The organism is Loktanella agnita (genome assembly GCF_046640325.1).
In the GTDB taxonomy this organism is placed as follows: domain Bacteria; phylum Pseudomonadota; class Alphaproteobacteria; order Rhodobacterales; family Rhodobacteraceae; genus Yoonia; species Yoonia agnita.
In genome coordinates this window covers 23,192-40,440 of sequence record NZ_JBJMBF010000021.1, presented here as the reverse complement: position 1 = coordinate 40,440, position 17,249 = coordinate 23,192, and the positions used below count along the sequence as shown (strand labels likewise).

Genomic DNA, 17,249 nt, shown 5'->3' with positions numbered 1-17,249 from the left:
TGATGAAGGGAAGCTGAGAAACACGATGGCAGGAAACACTGGTGGCCCTTGGGGCGGCGGCAACAATGGCGGGGGCGGTGATGACGATCGTAACCGTGGCGGGCGCAAGCCCGGACAAGAGGGGCCGAACATCCCCGAGATCGACGATCTTGTGAACAAGGGCCGCGAACAGCTGCGCGTTCTCATGGGCGGCGGCAAAGGTGGCAATCGCGGGACAGGCGGCAGCGGTGGCACACCACCGCAGCTGACACGCGGCACTGTCTTTATTGGGCTTATGATACTTGTCGTCCTTTGGCTTGCGGCATCGTTTTACACCGTCCGGCCTGAGGAACGGTCTGTTGAACTTCTCCTTGGTCGTTATAGCCAAACGGGTGAGCCGGGGCTGAACTTTGCACCTTGGCCTGTGGTTACCCGCGAAGTTGTGCCGGTGACGACAGAACGCAATATCGACATCGGCGTCAGCCGGGCCGGCATGGATGCCGGGTTGATGTTGACGGGTGACGAAAACATCGTGGATATCGACTTTCAGGTCGTCTGGAACATCACCGATCCACAGCTTTACCTGTTCAACCTTGCCAATCCGCCCCAAACGATCGAAGCGGTTGCTGAATCAGCCATGCGCGAGATTATTTCGCAATCTGAACTGGCACCCATCCTGAACCGGGACCGGGGCGCGATTGCTGACCGGCTGAGCGATCTGATCCAGTCAACACTGGACAGCTATGACAGCGGCGTGAACATCGTCCGCGTGAACTTTGACAAGGCCGACCCGCCCGAACCTGTCATTGCGTCTTTCCGTGCTGTGCAGGATGCCGAACAAGAACGTGACCGGGTGCAAAACGTGGCTGACGCCTACGCCAACCAAGTTGTGGCCGAAGCGCGCGGTCAGGCTGCACAGATCCTTGAAGAATCCGAAGGGTATCGCGCTCAGGTCGTGAACGAGGCCGAAGGTGAAGCAAGCCGCTTCCTTGCGGTTCTCAACGAATACCAAAAGGCGCCGGATGTGACCCGCAAACGGATCTATCTTGAAACGATGGAAGGTGTGTTGGGTGGTGTCGATATCATCCTGTTGGATGACAATGCCGAGGGCGGACAGGGTGTAGTTCCCTACCTGCCACTGAATGAACTGCGCCGTACCCCAACCACAGGAGGGTCCAACTGATGCGGAAATCCGTATTTCTTCTCCCCGCTCTCGTGGTGCTTTTGATCGTCGCCGTGTCCTCTGTCTTCATCGTGGACGAACGGCAAAAAGCGCTTGTTCTGCAGTTTGGCCAGATCGTGAAGGTGCAGGAAGATCCTGGTCTGGGCTTCAAGATCCCACTGATCCAAGAGGTCGTACGTTACGATGACCGGATCCTCAGCCGCGATCTTCAGCCGCTTGAGGTGACACCATCTGATGACCGGCGTCTGGTCGTTGATGCCTTTGCCCGCTACCGGATCGTAGACGTGGAACAGTTCCGCCGCGCCGTCGGTTCCGGCGGTGAAGAAGCTGCGGCCCGCCGTCTTGACAGCATTCTGCGCGCCGAAACGCGTGAGGTGCTGGGTTCGGTCAGCTCCAATGATATCCTGTCCGTGGATCGTGCTGCGCTGATGCTGCGTATCCGCAACAGCGCCATTACCGAAGCACGGGCGCTGGGCTTGCAGGTCATCGACGTGCGGCTCAAGCGGACCGACCTTCCGCCGGAAAACCTGAATGCCACCTACGAACGGATGAAAGCCGAACGGGATCGTGAAGCTGCGGATGAGCGGGCGCGCGGGAACGAGGCCGCACAACGGATCCGGGCGCAAGCCGACCGGACCGTGATCGAACTGGTGTCGGATGCGGAACGTCAGGCCCAGATTATCCGAGGTGAGGCTGACGCGCGCCGGAACGAAGTTTTCGCCGAAGCTTTCGGTGCCGATCCGGAATTCTTTGAATTCTATCGTTCGATGACCGCCTATCAGCGCGCATTGCAGCCCGGCAATACACGCATGGTGCTGTCGCCCGACAATGATTTCTTTAACTATCTGAAATCGGATTCGCGGCCGACAGCCGCAGAATAAAACGTGGTAAAACCAAAACGGACAAGGGCCAGCCATCACGCTGGCCCTTTTTCTTTGTCTAAAGTGGAAAGATCACGCACCGGTGACCCGGTTTGTGTTGCACTCTCGTCGCCCTATATAGAATATCAGTTTTCATTAGCATCCGCGCCTCGGGCGGGATCATCAGTTCACAAGGAGACGTGACCGTGAAATCAACGGCAATCGCAATTCCCCAGGATCAGGGGCAGCTGCGCCGCCTCGTTACAGCGTTTTTCGCCACTCTCGGGCTAGTGTTCGTATTGGTGCTGGCGCAGAGCACCATGTCGTCGGCGCAAACACGCCCCGCGACGTTTGCTGATTTGGCCGAACAGGTCAGTCCCGCAGTGGTCAACATCACGACCAGCACGACCATAGCAGGACGGACTGGACCCCAGGGGCTTGTGCCTGAAGGGTCTCCCTTTGAGGATTTCTTCAATGACCTTGATCGCGGCGGTCCCGGAGCACGGCGCTCCTCTGCCCTTGGGTCTGGTTTCGTGATTTCAGCCGATGGTTATATCGTGACGAATAACCACGTCATCGAAGGGGCCGACGAAATTCTGATCGAATTCTACCCTGGTGGTGAACCCGGCGTACCTGCCGAACTGGTCGGCACCGATCCGAACACAGATATCGCCGTGCTCAAGGTCGACCTGACCGATCTGCCTTACGTGTCCTTTGGGGACAGCAGTGGCGAAGGATCCCGCGTCGGCGATTGGGTGATGGCCATGGGCAATCCGCTGGGGCAGGGGTTCTCTGTCTCTGCCGGGATCGTCTCCGCCCGTAACCGGGCGCTGTCTGGCACCTATGATGATTACATCCAGACCGATGCTGCGATTAACCGGGGGAACTCTGGTGGGCCGCTGTTTAACATGAACGGTGAAGTGATCGGCGTGAACACCGCAATTCTGTCACCCAATGGGGGCTCTATTGGGATCGGGTTTGCAATGTCGTCTGCCGTGGTCAGTAATGTGGTCGAGCAGCTCAAGGAATTTGGCGAAACCCGCCGGGGCTGGTTAGGTGTGCGCATTCAGGATGTGACCCCGGATATGGTCGATGCGATTGACGGGCTGGACATGGCCCGTGGCGCACTGGTCACAGATGTGCCAGCCGGTCCTGCGGAAGAGGCCGGAATGCTGTCGGGCGACGTAATCACTGTGTTCGACGGTGTCGAAATCGAAGACACCCGCGAACTGGTGCGCATTGTCGGCAACTCGCCCGTGGGCAAGGAAGTCCCGGTCGAAGTCCTGCGCGAAGGCGACACCGCACAGCTAACGGTCGTTCTGGGCCGCCGTGAAACATCCGAGGCCGTTGCCTTCCCCGCATCGTCGGAGCCAGAGGAGGAGCCAGCGCAGGCCGAGGTGCTTGGTCTGACCCTGTCGGAAATCACGACGGATCTGTCCGAACAGTTCGGGCTCACAGCAGAAGAAGGGCTGGTCATCACCGCGATCGACCCTGACTCCGAGGCCGCGTCAAAAGGTCTGGTCGAAGGGGACGTGATCACCGAGGCCGGTCAGCAAGCGATCAGCACGGTCGCCGATCTAGAAACCCGCATTGCCGACGCGACAGAGGCCGGACGGAAATCCATCCTTCTGTTGGTCCGTCGCGGGGGCGATCCACGCTTCGTGGCACTGTCGCTGGACGCGGAATAAACAAAGCCAAAATAGTAAATCAAAGCGGGCCGTCACCAACGGCCCGTTTTTTTGTGCCCTAGTCCCGGATCCGATCCGGGACCTCAACCAGCTTCACGAGAACCAGCAGATCCAACAACACCCCGTCAACGTCCGGCGGCCCGTGCCGGCAACGCCTCTAACCAATCTTAAACGGCCTGCTGGCCAATCCCTCGGCTGTTCCAGATCACCAGACCTATGATCAGCAAGGCCGCCAGACCCTGCATCCAGATCGGCAAAGGCCAGATGCAGGCAGTGCCCAGCACACCCAGCACAACGCGTAGCACCAACCCTATGGGCCGTTCCATACAGCCCTGAATTGCGGCGGCGAGGGCATATATGCCAACCACGCCAAAGGCGAAGATACGCAGCATCACCATCCAATCGCCCCCCAGAAACGGGGTAAAGGCGATCATCAGCGGCACGATATAAAGCCCCTTCGCCAGCTTCCAGCTTGCCACACCGGTAGCCATGGCGGGTGCCTTGGCAATCGCGGCAGCGGTAAACGCTGCCAGCGCGACGGGTGGGGTCACGTTGCTGTCCTGACTCAACCAGAAAATAATCATATGGGCCGACAGCAGGGCGGCCAGTGCGACCTCGGACGGGACCACCATGTCACGCAGCGGGGCGGCGATTTCAAGTGGCAGGGACTGGACGATGGCCGCTGCCTGCGCCGGGCTCAGCGGACCGGACAGCACAGAGGGGTCCGGCAGGCCGAACATCAAGATTGCATTGGCTGTTTCGGGCAGCGTTCCATTGGCCAGCGCATCAATCACAAACCGGTCCGAAATCATCCCCGCCAGCGCCGGGGCGGATAGGGTCGCCAACACGATATAAGCGGCGGTCACCGGCAACCCCATACCCAGCACAAGGCTCGCCAGCGCGATCAGCACAATGGCCACGAACAGGTTGCCCCCGGCCCATTCAGCGATCATCAGGCTGAACGTATTGCCGATCCCTGCGGTCGCGATCACATTCACCACCAGCCCCACAGCACAAAGCAGCACAGCGGTCATGACCATGCTCTTGGTGCCCATCACCAGTGCTTCAAACACAGCGCGGGGGCCCATCGGGTTCTCTGTCAGCCAGCTGGAACCGATCACCGCAAGAATGCCGAAAACGGCGGCATAGGCCGGGGTGAAACCCGAAACGAGCAGGAAGATCAGCCCGCCAATCGGAATGACAAAGCTCGCCCCGCCACTGCGAAAGGCCGATCCCAGCGTTACGCCATCACTTTCCATCGGGGGCAGGCTCAGGCGGCGTGCCTCGATCCGGACGAAGAAAACAACAGACAAGAAATAAAGCAGGGCAGGCAGGGCCGCGACTGCGACAATGGTTTCGTAAGGGATCTGGGTAAAGCTCGCCATGACAAATGCACCGGCCCCCATGATCGGCGGCATCAACTGGCCACCGGTCGATGCCGCTGCCTCCACCCCGCCTGCGAACTTTGGCGGAAACCCGGCCTTTTTCATCAGCGGAATGGTGATGACGCCGGTCGATGCCGTATTGGCCACGGCAGAGCCTGAAATCGTGCCGGTCAAGCCAGAGGCGATCACCGCCACAATACCGGGCCCGCCGACCATGCGACCGGCAACCGCGCGGGCAAGGTTGATGACAAAATCACCAGCGCCAGAGCGCAGCAGAAAAGCCCCGAAAATAATAAAAAGAAAGACGTAGGTCGATGAAATACGGGCAATTGTACCAAACATCGCGTCGTCGCCATAAATCGACCGAAAAGCGATGGATTCCCAGCTTAGGCCGGGAAAGGAGAAAACACCGCCGATATATTTACCCCAAAAACCCACATAGCTTAGCGCCAGCACGATCAGTACCGGGATCACCCAGCCGGTCAGGCGGCGGGTCAGCTCAACCGCGCCGATAACGCAGATGATGGCTGCGACCCAATCCAGCGGGGCAAGCTTCACACCCCGGTCATAGATACCTTGCTCCGCATAAGGCAGGTAGATCGCCGAAACGGCAACCGCCACACCAAGGCACAGATCCAGAACCCGCATCACGCGGTTGGTCTGCGCGCCCCGGATCATCGGATACAGCACAGCCGCAAGAAAAGCGAAGCCTGCAAAGTGGTAGGCGTTGCGCTGCACTTCCGAGATCACAGGATCAAAGGCCACATAAATATGGCCGACCGCAATCAGGAAGCACAGAACGTTCAGCGCGACCTTTGGCCAACCGGCAACGTCGCGTTGGACCAGCCCTTCGGCCGGCTTTTCATCTGGCATCATGTGTTTTGTCCAAGCTAAAAGGCCCGCGCCGTGGGGCGCGGGCCGATTTCCGCATCAGTCCGCGATCAGGCGGTCAGGGATTTCGATACCGACCTCTTGGTAATACTGTACAGCACCGGGGTGCAGCGGCAGAGGCAGACCTGCAATAGCTTGCTCAATCGCCATCACCTTGGTGGCCGGGTGAATGGCTTGAAGGAAGGGCAGGTTTTCATAGATCGCCTTGGTGATCAGATAGACATTCTCATCCGGCAGATCCGCGCGGGTGGCCAGAAAGTTCGGCTGCGCGATTGTGTTCACGTCCTCATCCTGACCGGGATAGGTGCCCGCCGGGATCACGTAACGGGTCCACAGGTCGCGGCCATTATCGGCAGCAACGATCTCTTCATCCGTGAAATCCAGCATGGTCACAGTGTCGCCCGCGGCAGCCATCAACTGGCTGATCGCACCCGTGGGGACACCGGCCGGGGTGTTGATGCCCTTGACCTGACCGTTTTGCAGCGCCTCGGCCGATGGGCCGTAACCACCATAGACCAGTTCGTAGTCGGTGTTGATGTCGATCCCCAGACCGGCCATCAGGGCCGCATTGGAACCGATTGTGCCCGAATTCTGCGAGCCAAGCGCCATGGCTTCGCCTTTTAGCGCAACCATATCGGCCATTGTGCCGGTCGAGGCTGCGTCAGAGGCAACAACGAACTGCTCTACGTTCTGCCACAGCATCGTGACCGCGCGCAGATCTTCCTGTGGGCCAGCCTCTTCCAGCGGGCCAGTGCCCGTGGCGGCGTAATATCCGTACAGGCCCTGCAAAATGCCGAATTGCGCTTCGTTCTCGCGCAGCAGGCGCACATTTTCACCAGACCCGGCAGAGCTGATTGCCGACATCCCGATTTTCTCGCCGGGCTCCAGCTTTACTTTGATCAGCGTCGAAAGTGCCACGCCGACCGGGTAATAGGTGCCACCGGTTGAAGCCGTTGTCAGAATATAGCTTGCTTCTTCAGCATGGGCGGCAGGGGCCGCTACAACAAAACCCGCCGCGACGGCGGCCTTGAAGAATGTCATGGAACTTCTCTCCCAGAATTATGTAATTGTCGCTCCTTACGGGGCGGACGACGCAAACAAACAGCGATGCGGATACAAGAACAAGCCGCTTCGAAAGTTTATATCAAACTTTACAGAAATAAGGCATTTGTCTGGATAGTTCCCGATAAGACCGTTCAAGTAGTGTGGATTTTCACACACTCTATTGCGACCCTACGATCATCAAATGCGGCAGCGCGACTCACGTAGCGTGATTTGCGTCTCATTTTCTCTGGTCCGCGCGGGCAAGCTGTTTTAGGAACAATCGGAACCGATTTTATGAACGAGGACCGGACGCAATGGCAAAGATCACCTATGTTGAACATGGCGGCAAAGAACATGTCGTGGACGTGGCCAATGGGCTGACCGTCATGGAAGGCGCACGCGACAACGGTATTCCGGGGATAGAGGCCGACTGCGGCGGGGCCTGCGCCTGTTCCACCTGCCACGTCTATGTGGATGATAGCTGGGTGGAAAAATTGCCCGCCAAAGACGCTATGGAAGAAGACATGCTTGACTTCGCCTATGAACCTGACCCGGTCAAATCGCGACTAACATGCCAGTTGAAAGTGTCCGACGCGCTCGACGGGCTGCGGGTGCAGATGCCCGAAAAACAGATCTGATGCTGCGACTGGCGGCGATCATGGCCGTTCTGGCCACGCCGCTTTGGTCAGACACGATCCTGTCGGCGCGTTTTGACGAGCCGACAACACGCTATCCGCACGGTATTCTTGGCGATAACGAAGAATGGGGTAATCTGCGGATCGAAGTTGGCGCAAACGGCGACAACACTTCCGGATTGTTTAACTGGAACCGCAGCCTGACTTACGAAGTCAGACTCCCCGACGAACTGGTTTATGAAGACGTGGAACCACGTTTGTGGGATGTCACCGGCGATGGCGCGCCAGAGGTCGTAGTGGTGCAAAGCCACCGTGATCTTGGCGCAAGGCTATTGGTGATCGGTCTGGCAGACGGAAAACCAGCATTCACAGCGGCCACACCGTTCATCGGTCGCACCAACCGCTGGCTTGCGCCTATCGGGGCGGCGGACCTTGATGGGGATGGTTCAATCGAAATCGCCTATATTGACCGGCCACACTTGGCAAAGACCCTCACCATCTGGCGCTTTGCTGATGAAGGGCTGACGCAAGTTGCGACGATGTCAGGGCTGACCAATCACCGTATCGGCGAAAGCGACATCGGCGGCGGTCTGCGCGATTGTGGGCAAGGGCCCGAGATGATCACTGCCAATGCCGACTGGACCCGTGTGATGGCAACACGGCTGGAAGATGACACACTAAGCACGCGGGATATCGGGCGGCATCAGGACCGCGGTTCCTTTGCCGCTGCACTGCGTTGCGAAACGCTCCCCGGTTAATTCAGGCTTGCGACGACGACCATCAGCAGCACTATCTCTGTCACCTGTTGGGTCGCTCCAAGGATATCCCCGGTCTGTCCGCCGATCTTGAACCGGGCGATTACACCGCAGGCCAACGCCGCCAGCGCCGCCGCAAAGATCAAAACCGTTGCATTGCATGCCATGGCCAAAGCAACGGACAAAATCAGCGCCACAACCATCGTGGCCACCGATGGCTGCCCGACCTTGGCGCTCAACCCGCCAGCGCGGGCCTGCGGCAGCACACCCATCACGACAACCATGGCCAGTCGGCTAAGCGTGGCTATGGCGATCAGCACACTCCAGTATTGTCCAGTTGCGACCAAGGCCACCAGCGCCAGCCAGCGGATCAGCAGGGAAAACCCAATCGCGATCACCCCGTAAACACCGATATGGCTGTCCTTCATGATCGCCAGACGGCGTTCGCGATCCCAGCCACCCCAGAGCCCGTCGGCACTATCGGCAAGCCCGTCTTCGTGCATCGCGCCGGTAATAATGACCGATACGGCCAGCACCACAGCGCCGACCATACCGCCAGGCAGGCCGGTCATCAGCAAAAGCGGAATGCAGGCGGCGACAAATACCCCGATCAGCGCACCCACCAAAGGATAGGCCCAGGCGGCGCGGGCACCGCGGGCGGCAGCTTCCTCCGCATCGACGGGGATTGGTAGGCGCGTCAGCAACCCCAGTGCCGCTGGCAAGTCAATCCAGCTGATCAGTCCTGTGTCGCGCATAGCCACCCCGTCCCTGTTCATTCCCGCTATGATCGTTAGACAGAAGCAAAGACCGATGCAACGAGGACCTGATGCAACTACCGTTTACGACCCTATCCGCATTCCGCGCGCTGATGACAGAGGCACCCGGCGCTGACAGCGCTGCCAGCAACGCCGCACGGGACCGCAACGGACAACTGACAAAACCGCCGGGCGCGCTGGGGCGGCTCGAAAATCTGGCCATCTGGTACGCAGGCTGGCGCGGCGATGCGCAGCCGCAAATCAATGCACCACAGGTCATCATCTTTGCAGGCAATCACGGGGTCTGCGCTCAGGGCGTTTCTGCCTTCCCGGCTGAGGTGACCGCGCAAATGGTCGCCAATTTTGAACATGGCGGGGCGGCGATCAACCAATTGGCCAAAGCCTTCAGCGCACGCATGGATGTGCACGCCTTGTCACTCGATACGCCCACCGCAGATTTTACCCAAGCTCCCGCAATGAGTGAGGCAGAGCTGCTGGAGGCATTGCAAACCGGCTGGGCTGCCGTCGATCCGCAGGCCGATCTGCTGGTGACGGGTGAGATGGGGATCGGCAACACCACCGCCGCTGCGGCACTGGCAGCGGCACTTTTCGGCGGCACCGGGGCCGATTGGGCGGGGCGGGGCACGGGCGTTGACGACGCAGGTCTGTCACGCAAGGCCGCCGTGGTGGACGCGGGGCTGGCATTGCATGACAGTGCCGATCCGCTAGAGGCACTGCGGTGCCTCGGCGGGCGCGAGCTGGCGGCGATGGCCGGTGCCATCGCGGCTGCACGGCATCACCGCATCCCGGTGATCTTGGATGGGTTCATCTGCACCGCAGCTGCTGCCGTGCTGGAAAAAACCCATGCTGGTGCGCTCGATCACAGTGTCGCCGGACATCTCAGCGCCGAAGGGGCGCATCAGCGGCTCCTTGATGCGCTAGGCAAAACACCACTGCTCAATCTGGGCCTGCGGCTGGGCGAAGGGTCCGGCGCGGCACTTGCTATCGGCGTGATGAAAGGGGCCATCGCCTGTCATTCAGGCATGTCAACCTTCGCCGAAGCCGGAGTCAGTGACAGCTAATTCGCGCAGAGCGCAGTCCCGGACCTGATCCGGGACCTCCACCTCGCCGCCAGCAAGAAGTCCCGGATTAAGCCCGGGACACCGCCGCATTACCCGGCCTTCTTCTTCTCGCGCGCCTGCTGCCGTGTGGCTAGCTCGGTTTCCATATCATTGTTCAGGGCACGGGCACGGGCGACATATTCCGGCACATCGGCAATCGGCACGCCCGGCTTCCAAAGCTCTGCCAACTCACGCAACGCTCTGCGGTCATGTTGATAGAATGTCTGCTCTGCCTCGGCGGCCTCATATTCGCTTAGTCCAAGGTTTTCCAACGCGTAACGGCCTGCGCGCAGCGAACTGTCGAACATCTCACGCACGATGTCATTCGCCCCAGCGGCATATAGTTCATACACATGCACCCGGTCGCGGGCACGGGCGACAATATGCAAATCAGGATGGGTCTTGCGGGCATAGGCGACCAGCTTGTTGGCCGAAGCCTTGTCGTCAATGGCCACAACCAGGACCTTCGCCTCGTCCAACCCAGCGGCATTCAGCAGATCGGGGCGGGTTGGATCACCGAAAAAGCCGCGAAAGCCGAATTTGCGCATCATCTGAACCGTCGCCAGATCGCTGTCGATCACCACCGTGGAAAACCCCGCGCTGCGCACCAGCCGGTTCACGATCTGACCAAAGCGGCCAATGCCCGCGATAATCACCGTGCCTTGCTCATTCACCACATCATGCTTTTCGTCGACGGTCTCGACCATCTTGCGGGTCATCACATCATACAGAATAAAGAACAGCGGCGTCAGCAGCATGGACAAAGCAATCACCGCCAGCAGCAGCCCGGATTGCCCATCGCTCAGCACCCCTTGCTGGACCGAGAATGAGGTCAGCACAAACCCGAACTCCCCCGCCTGCGCCAGCCCCAGCGTGAACAGCCAGCGATCCTTGCCGCGCAGCTTGAACAGCAAGGCCAACCCGAACAGGATCACGCCTTTGATCAGCATCACGCCCATCGTAAGACTGACCACGTAAAGCGGATCACCAAAGAAGAGATTGAAATCAATCCCCGCCCCAACGGTGATAAAGAACAAGCCCAGCAGCAGCCCCTTGAACGGTTCAAGATCGCTTTCCAGCTCGTGCCGGAATTCAGAGTTGGCAAGCACCACACCCGCCAGAAATGTACCCAATGCTGGTGATAGCCCCACAAGGCTCATCAGCACGGCCGTTGACACAACCATCAACAGGGCAAGTGCTGTATACATCTCGCGCAGCCGCGCGTGGTGGATATAGCGAAAGACAGGTCGGGCAAGATAAGTGCCTGCAAGGATCACCACAGCCACAGCACCAAGGGTTACCAGCGTCACCCCCCAGCCGGGTAAGCCCTCGACAAGGCTAATGCTGCCATGGGCGCCATGATCGTCCTCGACCAGCCGGTGTATTGATCCGTCCGGCGCAAGTGTCGCCATCACGCTGGGGGCGGCCAGCAGTGGCAACAGCGCCAGCATCGGGATCACCGCGATATCCTGCGTCAGCAGCACGGAAAAAACCGACCGGCCACCGCCTGTTTGCATCAAACCTTTTTCGGCCAATGTCTGTAGCACGATTGCCGTCGATGACAGGGCAAAGATCATGCCCACGGCCAGCGCCACGGTCCAGCTATACCCCAGCAGGATCGTGGCCCCGGTGATCGCCCCCATGGTCAGGGTGATTTGCAGCCCGCCCATGCCGATCAGACGGTCGCGCATGTCCCACAGCGCGCGTGGCTCTAACTCCAGCCCGATCAGAAACAGCATCACGACCACGCCGAATTCTGCAAAATGCTGCAAATCCTGCGTCTCTGACCCGACCAGCCCGGTCACCGGCCCAATGACGATACCGGCCAATAGATAGCCCAACACAGACCCAAGCCCCAGACGCGCGGCAAATGGCACTGCGATGACCGCAGCCCCCAGATAGATCGTCGCCTGAAACAGAAAGGATTCCATAATGATGATATCTCAGCCCAGCCGCGTATACGCAACGCGCGATTGCGTGTCTGATAGCGCATCGCGCCAATTTTCGCCGGTGCATGCCTGTGTCTTACACGGTCTCGCCACCCGTGCTAATAACGTGGTCATGTAACTTTTGAATTTAGATTTCATGAAATCCGATCTCCGCAAATTGCTGATTGCACAATTGCCTGCCGATTTTGCGGATTGGCTTGATTTCGTAGCAATCGGCGCATTGCTCGCTTTCGTCTGGCAAGAAGAACCGTTCGTTTTCGCCGTGCTCGCAGTCGCAATCGGGCTGCCTTATCTGCTGGTTGGGCCTGTGGCCGGTGTGCTGGTCGACAAAGTGCCGATCAGGCGGGTTCTGATCCTCAGCAATCTGGGGCGGGGCGTGGTGACAGCCACGCTGTTCTTTGCGCCCAATTGGGGTGTTTTGATTCTGCTTGTCGCATTGCGCAGCACGGTGGACACGTTTTTCACACCGGCCAAACAGGCGGCCATTCAAACGCTGACCACACCCGACGAACGGACCCGCGCAAACGGGTTCAGCCACGCCATTAACCAAACCTCCAAAGTCGCTGCACCGGCGCTGGGGGGCGGTTTGCTGATCTGGCTCGCGCCGCACATGATTTTCCTGCTGAATGCCGGGGTCTCAATCCTTGCCGCGCTGCTGGCATTGCGGATCAACCACATCGCGCGGCCCCCTGCCAGTGAAGCGGCGCAGAGCAGTATGATCGGCAATATCAAGGCAGGCTTCGCCGATATCCAGCGCGCACCGGTCTTGCGGGCGGCGCTGTGGATGATGGCGGCAGGCTATTTCGCGATGTTTTTCTATGACACGCTCATCGCCCCGCTGACCCGTGATCTGGGCTTTACACAAACACAACTGGGCTTTGCGTTGGCCGCGATTGGGGCAGGGGGCGTTCTGGGGTCACTTTACCTTGCGCTGCGCAAGGATGCAGGGAGACCGTTCCTTTGGATCGCCTCCGGCCTTACAGTCGGCGCCTGTATCATCGGGTATTTCGGGCTGGCGGAAATCCTGTCTTTTCCACTACACATCACGGCCTATATCGGGCTGTGCGCCGTCGTCGGTGTGGCGTCAGCACTCTCTGTCGTGCCGTTCCGCACCCTGATCCAGAATCACAGCGCAGCAGACCGGATCGCCCGGATCACCGCGCTGAGCGAGGCCGCCAATACGCTCGCCCTCCTGACCGCCCCTTTCATCGGCGCAGCCATTGCGACATTGACCAGCTTGGGTATGTCGTTCGTCGCCGGGGGCTGCATGATGCTGGCAGTGGCGTTCTACGCATGGCGAATGCGGAACGCTGGCTAGACAGGGGATGCGGCCGAAAGCAGCCGCACCCGTCATCAGTTTCGGGCTACCTTCAGGTAAAACGCTGACAATTGGGTGGTATGGGGGTGACGGCCACCCATCTGATCCGACAATTTACGGGGCGATCAGCGAAATTTGGCGCATGCCGTCAGGTAACGGTTGGGGCTGGCTGTATGACGCGTCACCGGCTGACGACCGGTTTTTCTCGCACACATCCCGATGGTCGTATAAAACTATATAAAACAGCAACTTAATTTATAAAATGCCTTCTCTGATGATGTCAGTGCTGCCTGAATGTGATGGGCCATTTCCAGTTGCGCCGTGGTCGCTAAACTTGACGAAACATGCTGGTTTTCCCTTCCTGTGTGGCGCTGAAACAGGCATCCGCAAAAATTTGTTGGCCCGAAAATATTAAAACATTAACAAAAGCTTATCGCGCGACCACGGTCGGCATCAGTAAAGCGCATGTATATGCGCGCATAGAATTAGTAGCGTTGGTAAAGGACCTATACCGCATGCGAGCTCTTTTTTTCGGAACATCTGCCATTCTGGCGGTCATGTCAGCGGCACAATCTGCGCGGGCGCAAGGAATGGGCGACCAGTGGTATGTCAGCGTGTTCGCCGGCTTTTCCAATATCGGTAGCATCGACACTGTTTATGACGAAGATGATGTCGCAAATGAATTTGATGACAGCTACCTCTTGGGTTTGACTGTGGGGATGACAGTTGCGCCAAATCTGCGTGGTGAAATTGAGCTGTCTTACGCCAGCTATGAAAGCGGAAGAATTACTTACAACGGCGAAGAGTTTTACGCTTCAAGCGAAGGTGACGCGTCTACCACGTTCCTGATGGCCAACATCTGGTATGATCTCCCGGCTGCAAGCTTTGGCAGCGCGGTGCCTTACATCGGTGGCGGGATCGGTGCCGTCAGGCTTGAAGCTGACACACGCTTCGGGGGCTTTGAATTCGGCTATAATGACACCGTGACCGGTGCCGCGGCACAGGTCGGGGCGGGTATCCAGTTCCCGATGGGCACCGGCAAGATCGACGTGGCCTATCATCTAAAAAGTGCGCGCGGACTCGATATCGCTGATCCTAACAGTGACGAGCCATATGCAGACGGAACCTTCTTGTCACATAACCTTCAGGTCGGCTACGTCACGACGTTCTAAACGAAGCGCCGCCCCAGTCACACCAAGCGGCTGGGGCGATAAACTGTGCACAGATGCCACGCCTGCGCGGCCATCTACGCAGGTAACCCCAGATTTTCATTGATGAAATTCACAAAAATGTTAACAAGACGTTAGCGCCGAACGTTGTTGGCGTCGGTAACGCCCGATTTTTTGTGCGCAAGTAATGGTAACTTTGTTGAAGGAAATGCCCCCCATGAAATCTATTATCGGCACCACCGCCATTCTGGCGGCAATGACCGCTGCCTCTGCAGCAAATGCGCAAGGCATGAGCGGCGACTGGTATGTCAGCGTTTTCGCTGGCTTTTCCATGATGTCAGATGCTGAATACGACGCCACCGACAATTACGCTGGTTATGATGAGGTTATCTTTGCTACCGAGCTTGAAGCCGGCCCTTTGATCGGTATTGCGGTTGGGACTGAAATCAGCCCGAACCTCCGTGCAGAGGCAGAGCTTTCATACGCAACTTACGAACTGGGCGAGTCTAGCGTCGACTATTCGTACCCAGGTGGTTCAGGTAGTTATAGCTATGGTGATACTGATGGCGACGCTTCCGCCACTTATATTCTGGCGAACCTTTGGTATGATTTGCCAAATATGGGCGGCGGAACTTACGTCCCCTATATCGGTGGCGGCATCGGTGGCGTGCAAGTCGAGGCGGAAGATAGCGATGATACAGTCGCGGCCGGGCAGATCGGTGCTGGCGCACAGTTTGCTTTGGGAAGCGGGTTCCTTGATGTGGGCTACCGCCTCAAGGTTACAGGTGAATTGGATTTTGCTAGTAAGATCGAGCCCCTAGTGTCGCATAATCTACAGGCTGGCTACGTGATGAAATTCTGATTGCGTGCATTCCCGATTGCTTTGCAGTCGGGAATGCATACCCTTACACCTATGCAAAATTCGCTAACATCCCGACGCAAACTGCCCGCGTCCGAAATCGTGCCCGTCCTGAAAAAGGGCGTCGCGGCGCAGCAGGCTGGTGATTTTACACGGGCCGAGTTTCATTATCAAACCGTGCTGCGTGACCATCCGAAATATCCTGATGCGCTCAACATGATGGGCACAATTGCCCTTGAAGCAAAGAAGCCAGCGATCGCCTCAGGGTATTTTCGTAAAGCGCTCAAACAGATGCCGCGCAACCCGATTTTCCTGTTTAACATGGGCTGCGCGCAGCTGGCCGAGAAGAAACCGCAGATTGCCATCGAGACGTTGCGCAAGGTCACCCTGATGCAGCCTGAGCACGCAAAAAGCTGGGTCACCCTCGGGCAGGCAGAGGCGGCACTCGGCAAACATGCAGAGGCACTCGCGGCCTTTGACCAAGCCGTGACGCTGCGCCCCGATGACATGCGGCTGGCCGTCGAACGGGCCGAGGTACTGGTCAATCTCGGCCAGATGCAGGACGCGGCAGATATTTTCCGGGCCGCAATCCGTGCGGACGTCGAAACCTCCCGCGCCATGATCGGGCTCAGCATGGCGCATAAGTTTAAACCAGACGATCCGGAACCGGCGCTGATGACGGGCTTGCTGGACAGCGATCAGCTGACCGCCAAAATCCGCCGTGGCTTGCGCTATGCGGCAGGCAAGGCGCTAGCCGATCAGAAAAACTATGACGCCGCCTTTACCCAATTCGTCACGGCCAAAGACGAAACCGGTGAAAAATTCGCAATCGACACCCACCGCGAAGCGTTTGCCAAACGCAAAGAGATTTTCACAGCACCGTTTCTTGAAGCACGCAGTAATCTTGGCAGCCCGTCAGAACGGCCGATCTTTGTCGTCGGCATGCCGCGTTCGGGCACCACGCTGACAGAACAAATTCTTGCCAGCCATCCGCAGATCGCAGGGGCGGGTGAGCTAAGCAATATCCGTATGCTCGCGGGTGATCTGGGCTTTGGCGATATTGATCGCACGCGCTTTGGGCGGAGCCTTGAAAAGCTGACAGAAGGGCAAGCGCGCAAGCTGGCCAGCCGCTATCTGGCTGTGCTCAAACGGCATTCGGCCAGCGCGCAGCGCGTGGTCGATAAGATGCCACATAATTACGAACTGCTGGGGCTGATCGCTATCCTGTTTCCAAGGGCGCAGATCATCCATTGTCAGCGCGACGCGATGGATACCTGCGTGTCCTGCTTCACCCAGCATTTCTCTGAAACACATGGCTATAACGCTGACCTGCGCACGTTGGGGCAATATTACCGCGCCTATGACGATCTGATGGCGCATTGGCACACGGTTCTGCCGGGGCGCATCCTTGACAGCCGGTACGAAGACATGATCGCCGATCAGGAAGCAGCCTCGCGGCGGCTCATCGCCTGGACAGGTTTAGAATGGGACGATGCTTGCCTGTCATTTCAAAACACCGAACGGATGGTGAAAACACCATCACGCTGGCAGGTGCGACAGCCGATTTACAAAACATCGGTCAAGAAATGGCAGAACTACGCAGAACATCTCGGCCCACTGAAACAGGCGCTGGGCTCTTTGGCGGAATAGCCGCGCCC

The 17,249-nt window shown here is 58.4% G+C and carries 14 protein-coding genes; 10 read left to right on the top strand and 4 right to left on the bottom strand.

Annotated elements, in window-relative coordinates; translation table 11 throughout:
* The first annotated feature begins 25 nt into the window (after positions 1 to 25).
* From hflK to ACJ5NV_RS18285, 3 genes are all read left to right on the top strand, one after another.
* Positions 26 to 1,162 carry an FtsH protease activity modulator HflK gene (hflK, locus tag ACJ5NV_RS18295; RefSeq protein ID WP_411646061.1) on the top strand — a complete coding sequence of 379 codons (1,137 nt, stop codon included), beginning with the start codon at positions 26 to 28 and terminating at the stop codon, positions 1,160 to 1,162.
* Positions 1,162 to 2,043 (top strand): protease modulator HflC, encoded by an 882-nt coding sequence (gene hflC / locus ACJ5NV_RS18290; RefSeq protein WP_411646059.1) that lies wholly within the window; start codon positions 1,162 to 1,164, stop codon positions 2,041 to 2,043. The genes hflK and hflC overlap by 1 nt, the downstream gene beginning before the upstream one ends.
* 185 nt (positions 2,044 to 2,228) lie before the next feature.
* Positions 2,229 to 3,710, top strand: a complete 1,482-nt coding sequence (locus ACJ5NV_RS18285) for a Do family serine endopeptidase (protein WP_411646057.1) — start codon at positions 2,229 to 2,231, stop codon at positions 3,708 to 3,710.
* 167 nt (positions 3,711 to 3,877) lie between these two features.
* Here the strand turns inward: ACJ5NV_RS18285 and ACJ5NV_RS18280 are convergent, their stop codons facing one another.
* Together ACJ5NV_RS18280 and ACJ5NV_RS18275 are read right to left on the bottom strand one after the other, a co-directional pair.
* Entirely contained in the window at positions 3,878 to 5,971 is a 2,094-nt protein-coding gene (locus ACJ5NV_RS18280) for a TRAP transporter permease (RefSeq protein WP_411646055.1), read from the bottom strand.
* 54 nt (positions 5,972 to 6,025) lie between these two features.
* The gene (locus ACJ5NV_RS18275) at positions 6,026 to 7,027 is read right to left on the bottom strand and encodes a TAXI family TRAP transporter solute-binding subunit (RefSeq protein WP_411646053.1); all 1,002 of its coding nucleotides are present in this window, start codon (positions 7,025 to 7,027) and stop codon (positions 6,026 to 6,028) included.
* Positions 7,028 to 7,344: 317 nt separating this feature from the next.
* Here ACJ5NV_RS18275 and ACJ5NV_RS18270 point away from each other — a divergent pair, with 317 nt between their 5' ends.
* Complete coding sequence (locus tag ACJ5NV_RS18270) at positions 7,345 to 7,668, top strand: 2Fe-2S iron-sulfur cluster-binding protein (protein WP_411646051.1); 324 nt, start codon at positions 7,345 to 7,347, stop codon at positions 7,666 to 7,668.
* Entirely contained in the window at positions 7,668 to 8,423 is a 756-nt protein-coding gene (locus tag ACJ5NV_RS18265) for an FG-GAP repeat domain-containing protein (protein WP_411646049.1), read from the top strand. Before ACJ5NV_RS18270 ends, ACJ5NV_RS18265 begins: the two co-directional genes overlap by 1 nt.
* On the opposite strand, the gene cobS is transcribed toward ACJ5NV_RS18265, so the two are convergent.
* Positions 8,420 to 9,175: an adenosylcobinamide-GDP ribazoletransferase gene (gene cobS / locus ACJ5NV_RS18260; RefSeq protein WP_411646048.1), complete on the bottom strand. Its 756-nt coding sequence runs from the start codon at positions 9,173 to 9,175 to the stop codon at positions 8,420 to 8,422. The two genes, ACJ5NV_RS18265 and cobS, sit on opposite strands and share 4 nt — an antisense overlap.
* A 71-nt stretch (positions 9,176 to 9,246) precedes the next feature.
* Here cobS and cobT point away from each other — a divergent pair, with 71 nt between their 5' ends.
* Entirely contained in the window at positions 9,247 to 10,257 is a 1,011-nt protein-coding gene (gene cobT / locus ACJ5NV_RS18255) for a nicotinate-nucleotide--dimethylbenzimidazole phosphoribosyltransferase (protein WP_411646046.1), read from the top strand.
* Between the two features lie 89 nt (positions 10,258 to 10,346).
* Here cobT and ACJ5NV_RS18250 read toward each other — a convergent pair whose 3' ends face one another.
* Positions 10,347 to 12,227, bottom strand: coding sequence for a cation:proton antiporter domain-containing protein (locus ACJ5NV_RS18250; protein ID WP_411646044.1), 1,881 nt, complete (start codon positions 12,225 to 12,227; stop codon positions 10,347 to 10,349).
* A 154-nt stretch (positions 12,228 to 12,381) separates the two neighbouring features.
* Between ACJ5NV_RS18250 and ACJ5NV_RS18245 the strand changes: the two genes are divergently transcribed.
* The 4 genes from ACJ5NV_RS18245 to ACJ5NV_RS18230 all read left to right on the top strand — a co-directional run bounded on the left by ACJ5NV_RS18245 (position 12,382) and on the right by ACJ5NV_RS18230 (position 17,241).
* Complete coding sequence (locus ACJ5NV_RS18245) at positions 12,382 to 13,563, top strand: MFS transporter (protein WP_411646043.1); 1,182 nt, start codon at positions 12,382 to 12,384, stop codon at positions 13,561 to 13,563.
* Positions 13,564 to 13,907: 344 nt separating this feature from the next.
* Positions 13,908 to 14,735, top strand: coding sequence for an outer membrane protein (locus ACJ5NV_RS18240; RefSeq protein WP_411646041.1), 828 nt, complete (start codon positions 13,908 to 13,910; stop codon positions 14,733 to 14,735).
* Positions 14,736 to 14,949: 214 nt separating this feature from the next.
* Positions 14,950 to 15,594, top strand: a complete 645-nt coding sequence (locus tag ACJ5NV_RS18235; RefSeq protein ID WP_411646039.1) for an outer membrane protein — start codon at positions 14,950 to 14,952, stop codon at positions 15,592 to 15,594.
* Positions 15,595 to 15,627: 33 nt separating this feature from the next.
* On the top strand, positions 15,628 to 17,241 hold the full coding sequence (locus tag ACJ5NV_RS18230) for a tetratricopeptide repeat-containing sulfotransferase family protein (RefSeq protein ID WP_411646038.1): 1,614 nt from the start codon (positions 15,628 to 15,630) through the stop codon (positions 17,239 to 17,241).
* The last annotated feature ends 8 nt before the right edge of the window (positions 17,242 to 17,249 follow it).